The organism is Curvibacter sp. Hmag1.1 (assembly GCF_059769165.1).
This window is the reverse complement of the sequence record NZ_JBMBGX010000002.1, coordinates 2,263,781-2,278,103: the sequence shown is the minus strand read 5'-3', so window position 1 is coordinate 2,278,103 and position 14,323 is coordinate 2,263,781. Positions and strand designations below refer to the sequence as shown.

At 59.3% G+C, this 14,323-nt stretch carries 12 protein-coding genes; 7 read left to right on the top strand and 5 right to left on the bottom strand.

From position 1 onward, the window contains the following. Positions 1-94: 94 nt before the first annotated feature. From ACOAP0_RS11390 to ACOAP0_RS11365, 6 genes are all read left to right on the top strand, one after another. Positions 95-781, top strand: coding sequence for a response regulator (locus tag ACOAP0_RS11390; protein WP_087495975.1), 687 nt, complete (start codon positions 95-97; stop codon positions 779-781). After that, positions 778-1,845 carry a sensor histidine kinase gene (locus tag ACOAP0_RS11385; RefSeq protein WP_498376492.1) on the top strand — a complete coding sequence of 356 codons (1,068 nt, stop codon included), beginning with the start codon at positions 778-780 and terminating at the stop codon, positions 1,843-1,845. Before ACOAP0_RS11390 ends, ACOAP0_RS11385 begins: the two co-directional genes overlap by 4 nt. Continuing rightward, positions 1,842-2,918: an ABC transporter ATP-binding protein gene (locus ACOAP0_RS11380; RefSeq protein ID WP_498376491.1), complete on the top strand. Its 1,077-nt coding sequence runs from the start codon at positions 1,842-1,844 to the stop codon at positions 2,916-2,918. The genes ACOAP0_RS11385 and ACOAP0_RS11380 overlap by 4 nt, the downstream gene beginning before the upstream one ends. A gap of 11 nt (positions 2,919-2,929) precedes the next feature. Beyond that, positions 2,930-3,955, top strand: coding sequence for an ABC transporter substrate-binding protein (locus ACOAP0_RS11375; RefSeq protein WP_087495972.1), 1,026 nt, complete (start codon positions 2,930-2,932; stop codon positions 3,953-3,955). Positions 3,956-4,027: 72 nt separating this feature from the next. After that, positions 4,028-6,229 carry an ABC transporter permease gene (locus tag ACOAP0_RS11370; RefSeq protein WP_087495971.1) on the top strand — a complete coding sequence of 734 codons (2,202 nt, stop codon included), beginning with the start codon at positions 4,028-4,030 and terminating at the stop codon, positions 6,227-6,229. Between the two features lie 23 nt (positions 6,230-6,252). Then, entirely contained in the window at positions 6,253-7,299 is a 1,047-nt protein-coding gene (locus ACOAP0_RS11365) for an ABC transporter ATP-binding protein (protein ID WP_481874796.1), read from the top strand. Between the two features lie 7 nt (positions 7,300-7,306). Here ACOAP0_RS11365 and ACOAP0_RS11360 read toward each other — a convergent pair whose 3' ends face one another. The 4 genes from ACOAP0_RS11360 to pyk all read right to left on the bottom strand — a co-directional run bounded on the left by ACOAP0_RS11360 (position 7,307) and on the right by pyk (position 11,785). Next, positions 7,307-8,212, bottom strand: a complete 906-nt coding sequence (locus tag ACOAP0_RS11360) for a phosphoribosylaminoimidazolesuccinocarboxamide synthase (RefSeq protein WP_498376490.1) — start codon at positions 8,210-8,212, stop codon at positions 7,307-7,309. A gap of 88 nt (positions 8,213-8,300) precedes the next feature. Beyond that, the gene (locus ACOAP0_RS11355; protein WP_157673177.1) at positions 8,301-8,999 is read right to left on the bottom strand and encodes a hypothetical protein; all 699 of its coding nucleotides are present in this window, start codon (positions 8,997-8,999) and stop codon (positions 8,301-8,303) included. A gap of 102 nt (positions 9,000-9,101) precedes the next feature. Further along, positions 9,102-10,181, bottom strand: coding sequence for a class II fructose-bisphosphate aldolase (gene fba, locus ACOAP0_RS11350; RefSeq protein WP_498376488.1), 1,080 nt, complete (start codon positions 10,179-10,181; stop codon positions 9,102-9,104). A 170-nt stretch (positions 10,182-10,351) separates the two neighbouring features. Next, positions 10,352-11,785, bottom strand: coding sequence for a pyruvate kinase (gene pyk, locus ACOAP0_RS11345; protein WP_087495966.1), 1,434 nt, complete (start codon positions 11,783-11,785; stop codon positions 10,352-10,354). A 169-nt stretch (positions 11,786-11,954) separates the two neighbouring features. On the opposite strand from pyk, the gene ACOAP0_RS11340 reads away from it, so the two are divergent. Next, positions 11,955-12,929, top strand: coding sequence for a diguanylate cyclase (locus ACOAP0_RS11340; protein ID WP_498376487.1), 975 nt, complete (start codon positions 11,955-11,957; stop codon positions 12,927-12,929). A gap of 102 nt (positions 12,930-13,031) precedes the next feature. Here ACOAP0_RS11340 and ACOAP0_RS11335 read toward each other — a convergent pair whose 3' ends face one another. After that, complete coding sequence (locus tag ACOAP0_RS11335; RefSeq protein WP_498376486.1) at positions 13,032-14,225, bottom strand: phosphoglycerate kinase; 1,194 nt, start codon at positions 14,223-14,225, stop codon at positions 13,032-13,034. Positions 14,226-14,323: the final 98 nt, after the last annotated feature.

The window sequence follows — 14,323 nt, the reverse complement described above, 5'->3', positions numbered from 1 at the left end:
CTTCAGTGGAAGCCTGTCACATTTCAAGTTTCTTTCATTCAACCTGCGCGCTAACCCCATTGCGGGGCTAGCCCCCTGACAGCACGATACCGGCATGGATGTGTTGTTGGTTGAAGACGATCTGGATCTGGTGGATGCCTTGGGGCGTGTACTCGCATCGCGCGGGTTCAAGCCGGTGTGCTGTGCCGACGGGCATGAAGCGCTGGCATGGATGCGCAAACGGAACTTCGACGCGGTCATCTTGGACCTGAGCCTGCCAGGGCTGGACGGTCTGGACGTATTGCAACGCATGCGCGACCTTGGATTGCGCCTGCCGGTGCTGGTAGTCACGGCCCGCGCCTCCATCGGCGAGCGGGTCACCGGACTGACCCTCGGCGCCGATGACTACCTGACCAAACCTTTCGACACCGAGGAACTGGTGGCTCGCCTGCGTGCCCTGATGCGACGTAGCCAGGGCATCGAAGACTTCCGTTGCGGGCACTTGCAGCTCGACATGAACCAGGGACTGTTCTTGCGATCAGGGCGCCCTTTGGACATTGCCCCTCGGGAAAGCGCGATGTTGCGCGCCTTGATCACCAAGCCGGGCCGCCCGGTATCCAAAGATGACTTGTATCAGGCCATCTTCGGTGACGATGCCAGCCATCAAAGCGATGCCATCGACCTGCTTGCGCACCGTTTGCGCAAACGCTTAGCAGGCAGTGGTGCCGCCTTATTGACGATGCGCGGTATCGGCTACCTTCTGGTGGACGAACTGGGCCACGACAGCAAGGATCCGGCATGACCCAGACCAACGGCAAGGCCGCCCAATCCATGCGGAAGCAGCTATTGCTGATGTTCGTGATCTGCACCGGACTGGGGGGAGCGCTCGGCGCCATCGGATCCACTACACCGTGGATTTCTGTGTGCATTGCGCTGGCGGGTGCACCAACTCTGTGGTGGCTGGCGGGGCATTGTCTGCGGCCACTACAAGAACTAACAACCACCGTAGCTAGCCGTCAACCCCAGGAAACAACGCCCTTGGGACATACGCCGGCCGTAGAGTTGGAACCCATCGTGCGCGCCCTGAATGTGCAATGGCAACAACAACGGGATGCCTTGGAGCAACAGCAGCGCTTCATTGCGGAAGCCTCTCACCAGTTGCGCACACCGTTGGCGGTGCTGAAAACCCAAGTGCAAGGTGTCACGTCCGGGGAGCTTCCGGCCTCTGACACCCTGCCCAAAATGCTGCGTACGCTGAATCGCGCAAGCCATCTGGCGAATCAATTGCTGTCGCAGGCGAAGGTGGAGCAAAAGGTCCGGCACGCCCAGTGGAGCTTGGTGGATATGCATCACCTTGCCAGCGAAATTCTGGTCGAGTTTGCCCCCTTGATCGCCCGCAAGCAGTTGGAAGTATCTTTGGACGCCGAACCCGTGCGGCTCATGAGCGACAGCTGGCTTATCGGTGAATTGCTGCGCAATCTGTTAGCCAATGCGATTCGCCAGTCCACGGCGGGCGCCAGTCTGGGCGTAGTCATACGCCATCTGCCGGACGAGATGGAGCTTCTCGTCTGGGACAACGCTGGAGGGTTGGACGAGGCAGTCCGGGAGCGCCTGTTCCAGCCCTTCGAATCCGCCAGCGGAGGCACCGGAGTGGGCTTGGGCCTGTCGATCTGCAAGCAAATCGCTGTATCCATGCACGCGACGCTGGACCTCTACAACCGTATCCAACAAGGCGCAGTGGTGGGGGTTGACGCCGTCGTCCGCTGGCCCCGGCCTGCGCATGCCATGGCACAAGACACAGCAGTACCAGACCGAACGATGCCGCATGCGGCCTTGTCGAAAGCCACTTTGAGGATGCCAGCATGAGGCCCGGTCTGGAAATCCGCGGGGTGACCAAGACCTATGCCAATGGCTATAGGGCCCTGCACGGGGTGGATGTGCATATCCCGGATCGCCGGTTGACGACTCTACTTGGCCCCTCCGGATGCGGCAAAACTACGCTGCTACGCCTTGTGGCCGGACTGGAAACACCCGACGAGGGGCAGCTGATTTTTCACGGGGAGGACGTCACTTCCAAAAGCGCCGAACAACGGGACCTCAGTCTGGTGTTTCAGAGCTACGCCCTGTTTCCCTACCAGAGCGTGGAAGAAAACGTCTGCTATGGCTTGCGCATGCAAGGCCTGTCTGCGGCGAGCCAGCGCGAGCGTTGTACCCAGGCCCTGACGCTGGTCGGTCTGCAAGGCTTGGAAGATCGCATGCCGCATGAGTTGTCCGGCGGTCAGCAACAACGCACCGCATTGGCTCGCGCACTCGCATTGCAGCCCCGTATCTTGTTGCTGGATGAGCCTCTCTCCAACCTCGACAGCAACTTGCGACGCCATATCCGTGAAGACATCCGCTCCCTGCAACAGAGGCTGGATCTGACAGTGCTGTATGTCACCCACGACCATGCAGAAGCCATGTCGGTCAGTGACCGCGTCGTCGTCATGCAAGAGGGCAGGATTGCGCAAATCGGCTCACCGCGGGATCTTTATGAACGTCCCCTGTCAGAGTTCGTTGCTGCCTTCATGGGTGACGCTGCCACATTTGACGCCGAGGTGGACGCCCGGGGCGTTGTACATCTGGGCCCCTTGCAGATAGGTCCTGACCCCGGGCTGCGTCGTGGCGCGGTGCGTATCGTTGTGCGACCGCACGCCTGGCGAATCGCACCGGCCAGCTCGGCCGGATTACCGGGCAAGGTTTTACGGAGCGCCTTTCTAGGCCCCTCTACGGAGGTCTGGGTGCACACCACCTTGGGCGAGATATTGGTGCTTATTCCGTCACCGAGCGCGGCCTATGCCTGCGGCGCCCCGGTCAGCTTGTTTTTGTCAGCGCAGGGGGTCAGCGTGCTGTTGCCCTCCATTTTTCCAAACTCACCAGAACCCTTGTTTCAACACTAAAGGAGACTTTCATGAAGAAAACCCACCTGATCGCCGCTGCATGTATCGCGCTCTCTCAAGCCAGCGTTTATGCCCAATCCGGCAGCGAGGTCAACATCATTTGCTCGGGCCAAGCGCCATGGTGCAGCATGATTGCCGTCACCTTCGAGAAGAGCCAGGGCATCAAGGTCAACATGACACTCAAGGGCTCAGGCGAAGCCGTCGCCCAACTCATGGCCGAAAAAGCAAACCCCAAGACAGACATCTTTTTCGGGGGCACTGGGGACCCTCACCTGGTGGCTGCCGAACAAAACTTGACTCAGGAATACAAGTCGCCGCTGCTGCCGAAGTTGTACGACTGGGCGCAAAAGCAGGCCGCACAGTCCGGCTACAAGACGGTCGGCATTTATTCCGGACCTTTGGGTTTTGGATACAACACCGAGCTGATTGCCAAGAAGAAGCTGCCCATCCCGAAGACGTGGGCTGATCTGATCAAGCCTGAGTACAAAGGCGAAATCCAATCCGCCAACCCGTCCTCCAGTGGTACGGCATACACCATGATTGCCACGCTGGTGCAGCTGATGGGAGAAGACAAGGCATTTGACTATCTTGCCAAGCTGCACAAAAACATTGCCACCTATCAACGCTCCGGCGTAGGCCCCATCAAGGCCGTGGCACGTGGCGAAGCCGCAATTTCCATCAGCTTTGTGCACGACGGCCCCGGTGAAAAGGCCCAAGGCTTCCCCCTGGAGACCATCACACCGTCCGATGGCACAGGAGCGGAGATCGGCTCGATGTCCATCGTGCGCGGTGCGCGCAACCTGGAAGCGGCGAAGAAGTTTTATGACTGGGCTTTGACGCCGGGCGCACAGGCTCTGGGCGCTGCCACGCTGCAGTTCCAGCTGCCCTCCAACCGGGAAACCAAGGTGGACCCCCGCGTACCGGACTTCCGCAAAATCAAGATGATCGACTACGACTATGCCAAGTACGGCCAGTCCGCAGAGCGCAAGCGCCTGATTCAGCGCTGGGAACGCGATGTGAACGGCCAGTCCCGCTAATCCCGCATTCCCTGCTAACCCGCCCGCCGCTGCGTTCTGCAGCAGGCCGGGCCCTGCCTCACGCTGGATGACATGAACACTTTTCACCCGTGGCGAACCCGCCGCGTCATTGCCCTTTGGGCCGCCCTTGGCGCTGCGGCCTTTGTGCTGCTGCCCTGGTATTTTCTTCAACGAGGGAGCCTCTTGGAGGCCCTGCCCGGCCTGTGGGGCGCCGCTGCCAGTGCCAACGGCTGGACTCAAATGAGCAGCCATGCCCGCCCCTGGCTGGGGGTGGGCATGGCAGGACTACTACTGGCAGCCTCCGCTGTATTCACTCATACACCGCGCCGCCAGGGTCTGTTGTTGTGCAGTGGCGCTGGCCTGGGTCTGGCAGGGCTGGTCTTCAGCGGATTTGCCATCGGTATGGTGGGGTGGACTTGGGATTGGCTCACTGCATTGGCAGGCGCCACGGACTACACCCAGCCGGGCATGGGGTGGGGCGCCATGGTGTTGATAGTGAGCCTGCTGGCACTGCTCTCCATCGGCGTAGCACGTCTAGGAGGATTCAAGGGTGACGCCTTCGTAGCCGGTGCCGTGTTGTGTTGTACCGCCTTGCTGGCGCTGTTTGTGGTGTACCCGGTTCTCAAGTCCTTGATTGGCAGCGTGCTCAATGACGAGGGACTATTCTCCATCAGCGCCCTGTGGGACCGGATCGGCACTGCCCGCATCTGGGGCCTCGGATGTATCAGTGGCCAAGGCCGTTGCGGTGTAGCTTGGAACACTCTGGGTCTCGCACTGCTCACAGCCGCCGGGACCACATTCCTGGGTACCTTGATCGCACTCTGGGCAGAGCGGGAAGCAAAAGCATTAGCCAAGCCGCTCAACATTCTGGCCATGTTGCCCATCATCACACCGCCGTTTGTTGTGGGCTTGGGGCTGATTTTGTTGTTTGGGCGTGCCGGGCTCTTCAATCAATATCTGGAATGGGCTTTTGGCATTGAGCCCACGCGCTGGTTTTATGGTTTCTTCGGTGTCTGGCTGGCGCAGTTGTTCGCCTTCACCCCTATTGCCTTCATGATCATGCGCGGTGTGGTGCAAGGCGTGAGCCCTTCCATGGAGGAAGCCTCCCAGACCCTGCGCGCCAGTCGCATGCAGACTTTTTGGACCGTCACCCTGCCTTTGCTCAAGCCGGGCTTGGCCAATGCATTTTTGGTGGGATTCATCGAGAGCATGGCGGACTTCGGGAACCCGATCGTAGTCGGCGGGCAGTTCGCCGTACTGTCGACAGAAATCTTCTTTGCCATTGTGGGAGCGTCCCTGGACCCGGGAATGGCCGCGGCCTTGTCGCTGATCCTGACGGTGTTTGCCCTTGCAGTCTTCTTCATCCAGCGCAGGGTTCTTGGCAAAGGCAGTTTCACCACGGTTGCCGGCAAGGGCGATGCAGGTTTGCCCATGCCCCTCCCCGCAGGTATCCGCAAGCTATGCCTGGGTGTGGCAGGTCCCTGGCTGGTGTTCACACTGGTGGTGTACCTCTTTGCCTTCGCCGGTGGTTTCGTCCAGACCTGGGGGCGTGACTACACGCTCACACTGAATCACTTCCGCACTGCCTTTGATGTGCAATGGGGAGACTACGGTGTGGTCTGGGCAGGTACTGCCTGGAACTCGCTGTTCACCACCGTGTCGCTGGCAGCCATGGCGGCACCTTTGTGCGCGGGCCTCGGCCTGCTGATTGCCTGGTTGCTGGCGCGCGCGGAGTTCCGGGGCAAGGCCAGTTTCGAATTCTCTGCACTTTTGACTTTTGCAGTTCCGGGCACGGTGCTTGGTGTCAGCTACATCTTGGCGTTCAACGTACCGCCTGTGGAGCTGACGGGTACCGGGCTGATCATCGTCTTGTGCTTTGTGTTCCGCAACCTGCCTGTAGGGGTACGTGCAGGGACTGCCGCCTTCAAGCAATTGGATCGCTCACTGGACGAAGCGTCTCTGATGCTGCGCGCTAACACCCTCACTACCTTACGCCTGGTGGTATTGCCCCTCATCAAATCGGCGCTGGTAGCAGCACTGGTGTATTCGTTTGTACGCTCCATCACCACCGTGTCTGCCGTGATCTTCCTGGTTACGGCGCAGTACGAGCTGTCCACCACTTACATCATCGGCCGCGTAGGCAATGGTGACTACGGTGTGGCGTTGGCGTATTGCACGGTGCTGATCCTGCTCATGTCCTGCAGCACCCTCTTGGTCCAAGCCCTAGTGGGTGAACGCAAACTCGGCCGCCGCAACGCTGCGACTGCTCATTGAAATAATTACGGATGACGACTTCCATGAACAACACAGGCATTTCTTTCCGTCAAGTCTCCAAGCGCTACGGCGGCGCCCAAAGCCCTCTGGTGGTCAACGCGATCGACTTTCATGTTCCCAAAGGGACGCTGACCACCATCCTCGGCCCGTCCGGCTGTGGCAAGACCACCACCCTGCGCATGATCGCCGGGCTGGAGTCGCCCTCCAGCGGCCAAATTTTCATTGACGGCCGCGATGTCACCCACCTGGGGCCGGCGGAGCGCAACGTAAGCATGGTCTTTCAGAGCTATGCCTTGTTCCCCCACATGTCGGTGCTGGAGAACGTGTCCTACGGACTTAACGTGAGCGGCGTACCCAAACAGGAGGTGAGCGAACGTGCCCGCTCAGCCATGGCCATCGTAGGCCTGGGGGGGTACGAGAGCCGCTACCCCGCAGAACTGTCTGGGGGGCAACAGCAACGCGTGGCATTGGCACGTGCGCTGGTGCTGGAGCCCTCTGTGCTTTTGTTTGATGAGCCGCTGTCCAACCTGGACGCACGCTTGCGCCGGTCCATGCGCGAAGAAATCAGGGCACTGCAACAGCGGCTGAAACTGACGGTGGCTTACGTGACCCATGACCAGAGCGAAGCCTTGGCCGTCAGCGACCAGATCATTGTGATGAACGGAGGGCAGATTGCACAGGCCGGAAGCCCACGCGAACTTTACGAGAACCCGCAAACTGAATTTGTTGCAGGCTTCATGGGCGAAGCAGTGTTGCTCAATGGCCAATGCCTGGAAAACGGCTCTGTGGAATTGGGCCCCTTGACGCTCTCAACACCGCGTCGCTTGAACGCAGGCCCGGTAAAAGTGGCGATTCGCCCCGAAGCATGGTCCGTCCATCCCGGACACAGCTCGGGCCTGCAAGGCACCGTAAGCAAAGCGGCCTACTTGGGGAGCTTTCAGGAGTTGACGGTAGAGACCGTTTTAGGGCCCATCTTCGTCGTGGCCTCGGATGCCCAAGGCCACTGGTCCCCCCAAGACGATGTCACCTTGAACATCGCTCAAAGGGGCGTTTCCGTCGTAGCAGCTTGAGCAGCGATCAGGTCGTCAAGCGCTGCAGGGCTTCGCGGTACTTGTCGGCCGTCTTCTCAATCACCTCGCGGGGCACGCGGGGTGCCGGGGGGGTTTTGTCCCAGGGCTTGCCATCCACCAGCGCTTGCTCCAGCCAGTCGCGCACGAACTGCTTGTCGTAGCTGGGCGGGTTGGTACCGACTTGGTAACTTTCCACCGGCCAGTAGCGGCTGGAGTCCGGTGTCAGCACTTCATCCATCAGGGTCAGGGTACCGTCTTTGTCCAAACCAAATTCGAACTTGGTGTCGGCAATGATGATGCCCTTGGTCAAGGCGAACTCAGCGGCCACCTTGTAAATCTGGATGCTGAGATCGCGGATGCGGGTAGCCAAATCCAATCCGATCATCTCCACGGTTTTCTCGAAAGTGATGTTCTCGTCGTGGTCACCGACTGCAGCCTTGGCGGCCGGGGTGTAAATCGGCTCAGGCAACTTGCTGGCGTTTTGCAGGCCGGCGGGCAATGGCACACCGCAAACCGCGCCGTTGTGCTGGTATTCCTTCCAGCCGCTGCCTGCCAGATAGCCCCTCACCACGGCTTCGACAGGCAGGGGCTTGAGGCGCTTGACCAGCATGGAGCGACCCGCGACCTGCGCCGCTTCGGCAGGTGTTACAGCGCTTTCAGGCGCATCGCCAGTCAGATGGTTAGGACAGACGTCCGCCCCGTTCTTGCCCAGCTTCTCAAACCAGAACAAGGCCATCTGGGTCAGAAGCGCGCCCTTACCGGGAATGGGCTCGCCCATGATCACGTCAAACGCAGACAAACGGTCGCTGGCCACCATCAGGATGCGGTCTTCACCCACAGCATAGTTATCGCGTACCTTGCCACGAGCGAGCAAGGGAAGGGACAAGGCGGAGGTGTGCAAAGCTGAAGTCATGGCGTCCACAAAAGTAAAAAGGCTTCGCCCCGGAATGGAAGGCGAGGCCTTGGATTATCGCAAGTTCGAGGGTTGCGCAAATGCTGGGCTATCGACTCACAGGGACGAAATCGCTCTTTCTCCCTACGCCGTTGCGTTTTGTTTCTGAGATGGAGGCGAGATTGATGTGTCTAAAAACAAGGCCATAAGCATTGGCGTCCCATGATCCTGCCTTCTTGAACTCCTGGCTGTAGTAGAGCGTACTGTTGTCAGATTGACCGGTACCAAACCAATATGACACAGCGCTTGCATTGCCACCACTACCGAAGACATAAATCACCTTGACCGAGCCATTCTGTGCCAGCTTCAGCGCGATATTCCGGTACCACTCTTCCTGCACATCTGGCGGTACTCCGACTGGATTCACAGTATCCAGCAATGAATCTGATGCAAGGATGAAATGCCGAGCGTCGCTCTGACGTAAACATATTGACGAAGTTCCACGAACCAAGAACTGATGGGCTGAGCTGGCATGCCCGAGAGCAGTCATCGTGCCCGTTGGTAAGGGCAGCTTTCCAGCCAATTGCTGGACATTTTTACTGGACGCATTGAGTGGGGGAACACATCTATTTACTTCTTCGCCAATGCTTTGGCTTGTAATCTCAACGGCTTTAAAACGACTTTCTACACTTATCTTTGCAAGGGGAACATAGTCGTTCGGAGGCGAAAAGTATCGTGGTTTAGCGGTCTCGCATCCAACCAAAAAAATCAACGTCCCGAGCATGAACCCTACGAACCCACGTCGCATATTGTCTCCCCGCATTTATAGAAAAGTGCGGGGAGTCTAACTCCCTCGACCTCATAAAAAATGGCCGCACAAGCGGCCATTGCTAGATCGAACTTGAGGACTTCAAGCCACAGCCATGTCCTGCACCACTTGCGCCAACTCACCGCGGGCGTATTGCCCTGCGACGACTTGCAGGCTATGGCCCTTGATGCTGGCAGCTCGACCTTCGCAACCGAACTCGATGTAACGCTGCTTGCAAAGCTGCTTGGCTGCCTCACGGGCGGGCTTGAGCCACTCGCGGGCATCGAACTTTTCAGGGTTCTCGAACATGAACTTGCGCACAGCAGCGGTCATAGCCATGCGGATGTCCGTGTCGATGTTGACTTTACGCACTCCGAAAGGAATAGCGCGCTGCACCTCTTCCACCGGCACGCCCCATGTCTGAGCCATCTTGCCTCCATACTGGTTGATGGCTGCCAACAGGTCTTGGGGTACGGCGCTGGAGCCGTGCATCACCAAATGGGTATTGGGGATACGGGCGTGGATTTCCTTGATGCGCTCGATGGCCAGAATATCGCCTGTAGGCTGGCGGGTGAACTTGTAAGCGCCGTGGCTGGTGCCAATAGCAATGGCCAAGGCGTCCAGCTGGGTTCGCTTGACGAATTCAGCGGCTTCTTCAGGGTCTGTCAGAAGTTGTTCGCGGGTCATGACAGCATCGGTCCCGTGGCCGTCTTCCTTGTCGCCCTTCATGGTCTCCAGGGAGCCGAGGCAGCCCAGCTCACCTTCCACCGTCACGCCCAGCTTGTGGGCCATGTCGACCACCTTGCGGGTGACTTCGACGTTGTACTCAAAACTGGCGATCGTTTTGCCGTCAGCCTCCAAGGAGCCGTCCATCATCACGGAGCTGAAGCCCAGGTCGATGGCGCCTTGGCACACGGCAGGGCTTTGGCCATGGTCCTGGTGCATCACCACGGGGATGGTGGGGTAGCTTTCCACAGCGGCCTGAATCAGGTGCTTGAGAAAGTGCTCACCGGCATATTTGCGGGCGCCGGCGCTGGCTTGCATGATCACAGGAGCGCCGGTTTCTTTGGCCGCCTCCATGATGGCCTGAACCTGCTCCAGGTTGTTGACGTTGAACGCTGGAATCGCATAGTTATGCGTTGCAGCGTGGTCCAAAAGCTCGCGCATGGAAACGAGTGCCATTTTTCTATCCCCAGGAAGTTAATAACCTGCAGCGGCCAATTCATGTAACCGCTTGGTAACTTGTACCGTTGCCGGATTCTAACCGCCGAGGGTTAACCCGCCTAATCAGGCCTCACGCGGGCACAAAAAAGGGAGCCACAGCTCCCTTTTTTGTGATCGCCAAGCTGCAATCAGCTGACTGCGCAGATCTTGAGCATGTTGGTACCACCCGGAGCACCCATGGGTTCGCCACAAGTAATGGCGTAAATGTCGCCCTTTTGCACAATGCTGCGGGTCTTGAGGTGCTTTTCGGCATCCATCAATGCGGTGTCGCGGTCGGCGCTGGTGCCCATCAACAAGGGACGCACATTGCGATACAGCGTCATCTTGCGCTGGGTGCTGACCTTGGGGGTCAGCGCGTAAATCGGCACATGGATCAGGTGACGGCTCATCCACAAAGCGGTGCTTCCGCTGTCTGTCATCGCCACAATGGCTTTGGCACCCAGGTGGTGAGCAGTGAACAAAGCGCCCATGGCAATCGACTGGTCAATGCGGGTAAAAGTCTTTCCGGTGAAGTCCGCATCCAGCTTGACCATCTCACTGCTTTCGGCAGCCAGACAGATCTTGGCCATCTCGATCACGGTTTCCAGCGGATATTTGCCGGCCGCAGTTTCAGCGGACAACATGACGGCGTCCGTGCCATCCAGCACCGCGTTAGCCACGTCGCTCACCTCGGCGCGGGTAGGCACCGGATTGGTGATCATGGACTCCATCATCTGGGTGGCGGTAATCACCACTTTGTCGTGCTCGCGGGCCAGCTTGATCATGCGCTTTTGCAGCGCAGGCACGGCGGCGTTGCCAACTTCCACCGCGAGGTCACCTCGGGCGACCATGATGCCGTCGGAGGCGAGGAGAATTTCTTCCAGCTTTGGAATCGCCTCGGCGCGTTCAATCTTCGCGATCAGGCCGGGCTTATGGTTGTATTCAGCCGCTGCCACATTGCACAACTGGCGAGCCATTTCCATATCAGTGGCGTTTTTGGGAAAGCTCACCGCCACGTAATCCGCCTGGAAACTCATCGCAGTGCGGATGTCCTCCATGTCTTTGCCGGTCAGGGCGGGAGCGGTCAATCCGCCACCCTGCTTGTTGATGCCCTTGTTGTTAGACAACTCGCCACCGAGCTTGACGGTGGTGTGCACCTGGTCGCCGATCACAGCGTCCACAGTGATGACGATCAAGCCGTCATTGAGTAACAAAACATCGCCGGCCTTCACTTCCTGGGGGAGGGACTTGTAGTCCAAGCCGACGGCATCAATATCACCCAGTTCGGTACGGCCGGCATCCAGAACAAACTTCTGACCCTGCTCCAGAAACACCTTGCCTTCAGCAAACTTGCCGACGCGGATCTTGGGGCCTTGCAGGTCGGCCATGATGGCAACTTCGCGGCCGGCACGCTGTGCTGCTTCACGGACCAAACGGGCGCGGTCGATGTGGTCCTGGGCTTTGCCGTGGCTGAAATTCAGACGAACCACGTTCACGCCGGCGCGGATCATCTGCTCCAGAATGGCGGCATCGCTGGAGGCGGGTCCGAGGGTGGCAACAATTTTGGTGGCGCGGCGCGGCATATGTCTGTCTCCTAGAGGTAGTTACCTATTTTCACATGCTTGTATGTATCCCGGTTACATGCAGGGCACAAGATGTTTTTGCGGTGGCGGGTAAGTACCAAGCGGCTTGTCTGACAACCCATGATGGAATGGTGCCCTTTTCGTCTTCATTCACCCACCTGCCCAAACCATGAACGCCGCTGCCACCCACACTGCTGCCCTGCTGGACAGCACCCACGGCAAGCCCAAGGTTCTGGTAGTAGACGACCAACCCCTGCCCATGGAATTGCTGGTGCAGACCCTGTGCGACGACTACCAGCTCTACATGGCCACCAGTGGCGAGCAGGCTTTGGCACTTTGTCGCAGTGATCCGCCGGACCTGGTGCTGCTGGATGTGCTGATGCCGGGGATGGACGGCTTCTCAGTGTGCAAGGCGCTCAAGGCCAACCCGGCGACTGCCGCCATACCGGTGATTTTTGTGACAGCCCGCGCCGACCCCGGACAGGAAACCCATGGCCTGAGCCTGGGGGCGGTGGACTTTATTGCCAAGCCCATCAACCCTGCCGTAGTGCGCGCCAGGGTGCATACCCACCTCACACTCAAGTTCCAGGCCGACATGCTCAAAAAGCTGGTGCTTCTGGACGGCCTGTCAGGCGTGTTCAACCGGCGCTATTTCGACCAGCAGCTGGCATCAGAGTGGGGGCGCTCCACCCGCAGCGGCTTACCGCTCTCCTTGATTCTGGTGGACGTAGACCATTTCAGCGCCTACAACACGCGCTATGGGCATCAGGCTGGTGATGATTGCCTGCGTCTAATCGCCGTGGCACTCAAGGGTGTGCTGCGACGACCGGCTGACCTGGTGGCCCGGTTTGCCGGGGAGGAATTTGCATGCCTGCTGCCGGACACCTCGCCTGCCGACGTCCGCAAGCTGGCCAATGACATGGCCGAGCGCGTGCGCGATCTGGGCCAGCTGCAGCCGGGCCATACCGCCATGCAACACATCACCGTGAGCATCGGGCTGGTGACACGCACCCATGCCGCGGCGGGACAGGTTGACGGCTTTTTGCAAGAAGTCAGCGCCCAACTCGCGCTGGCCAAAGCCAGCGGGCCCGGCCAGATACGCAGCACGGTGATGCAGGGCACGCCAGCCGCCACTGCGGTCTGAATGGCATGGAGAGCCCTAAAGAAAAAGGCACTTTTGATTACATACCAAAAGTGCCTTTTGCGCCCGATTTGTATGCGCGGGCAGCTACATATTTAGGAGCAATCAGCCCGCTGCACGCTTGCCCAGAATTTCAAAGGCCGGCAGGGTTTTGCCTTCCAGAACTTCAAGGAAAGCACCGCCGCCGGTGGAGATGTAACCCACCTGCTTTTCGATGCCGTATTTGGCAATCGCGGCCAGTGTGTCACCACCACCGGCAATGCTGAAGGCGCTGCTCTCGGCAATAGCGTGCGCGATCACTTTGGTACCGTTCTCAAAGGCCGCGAACTCAAACACGCCGACCGGGCCGTTCCACACAATGGTGCCGGCCTTCTTGAGTTGCTCGGCCAAGGCTTGGGCGGTTTGGGGGCCGATGTCCAGAATCAGGTCGTCGTCTGCCACCTCGGTCGCGGCCTTGATGGTGGCGGGCGCATCGGCCGCAAAGGTTTTGGCAGTCACCACGTCGGTCGGGATGGGCACCGCAGCGCCACGCGCCTTCATGGCTTCGATCACAGCGGTGGCTTCGGCCAGCAAATCAGGCTCAGCCAGGCTCTTGCCGATTTTCAGACCTGCCGCCAGCATGAAGGTGTTGGCAATGCCGCCGCCCACGATGAGCTGGTCCACATTGGCGGCCAGGCTCTTGAGAATGGTGAGCTTGGTGGACACTTTGGAGCCGGCCACGATGGCCACCAGAGGGCGCTTGGGCGCCAGCAGGGCTTTGGAGATGGCATCCATTTCAGCAGCCAGCAGGGGGCCGGCGCAGGCAATGGGCGCGAACTGGGCGATGCCGTAGGTCGAGGCTTCTGCCCGGTGGGCGGTGCCGAAGGCATCGTGCACAAAGATGTCGCACAGCGCTGCCATTTTCTTGGCGAGTTCTTCATTGTTCTTTTTCTCACCCTTGTTGACGCGGCAGTTTTCCAGCATCACCAGCTGGCCGGGAGCAACCGTTACATCGTCGGTCCAGTTCGCCAGCACCGGAATCTCACGGCCCATCAGCTCGCCCATGCGCTGGGCGACGGGTGCCAAAGAGTCTTCGGGCTTGAACTCGCCCTCGGTGGGGCGGCCCAAGTGGCTGGTCACCATCACGGCGGCACCGGCTTTCAGGGCCATTTCGATGCAGGGAATGCTGGCGCGGATGCGGGTGTCCTCGGTGATGTCGCCTGCGTCGTCCTGGGGAACGTTCAGGTCCGCGCGGATAAACACGCGCTTGCCGGCCACTTGGCCTTGGGCCACCAGATCGGAGAAACGGATCACTTGCATGGGGTCAACCTCGGAAGAATGGGAATGGAAAAACAGGCTCAGAGTCCGCATGGAGCGGCAACAGCCCGCATTGTAGGAGTGCGCTCTGTACCGGACCC

Excerpts from the sequence above, each read along its gene's own strand:
- ACOAP0_RS11390 (WP_087495975.1), top strand. The coding sequence starts at position 95 with ATGGATGTGTTGTTGGTTGAAGACGATCTGGATCTGGTGGATGCCTTG.
- ACOAP0_RS11385 (WP_498376492.1), top strand. The coding sequence starts at position 778 with ATGACCCAGACCAACGGCAAGGCCGCCCAATCCATGCGGAAGCAGCTA.
- ACOAP0_RS11380 (WP_498376491.1), top strand. The coding sequence starts at position 1,842 with ATGAGGCCCGGTCTGGAAATCCGCGGGGTGACCAAGACCTATGCCAAT.
- ACOAP0_RS11375 (WP_087495972.1), top strand. The coding sequence starts at position 2,930 with ATGAAGAAAACCCACCTGATCGCCGCTGCATGTATCGCGCTCTCTCAA.
- ACOAP0_RS11370 (WP_087495971.1), top strand. The coding sequence starts at position 4,028 with ATGAACACTTTTCACCCGTGGCGAACCCGCCGCGTCATTGCCCTTTGG.
- ACOAP0_RS11365 (WP_481874796.1), top strand. The coding sequence starts at position 6,253 with ATGAACAACACAGGCATTTCTTTCCGTCAAGTCTCCAAGCGCTACGGC.
- ACOAP0_RS11360 (WP_498376490.1), bottom strand. The coding sequence starts at position 8,212 with ATGACTTCAGCTTTGCACACCTCCGCCTTGTCCCTTCCCTTGCTCGCT.
- ACOAP0_RS11355 (WP_157673177.1), bottom strand. The coding sequence starts at position 8,999 with ATGCGACGTGGGTTCGTAGGGTTCATGCTCGGGACGTTGATTTTTTTG.
- fba (WP_498376488.1), bottom strand. The coding sequence starts at position 10,181 with ATGGCACTCGTTTCCATGCGCGAGCTTTTGGACCACGCTGCAACGCAT.
- pyk (WP_087495966.1), bottom strand. The coding sequence starts at position 11,785 with ATGCCGCGCCGCGCCACCAAAATTGTTGCCACCCTCGGACCCGCCTCC.
- ACOAP0_RS11340 (WP_498376487.1), top strand. The coding sequence starts at position 11,955 with ATGAACGCCGCTGCCACCCACACTGCTGCCCTGCTGGACAGCACCCAC.
- ACOAP0_RS11335 (WP_498376486.1), bottom strand. The coding sequence starts at position 14,225 with ATGCAAGTGATCCGTTTCTCCGATCTGGTGGCCCAAGGCCAAGTGGCC.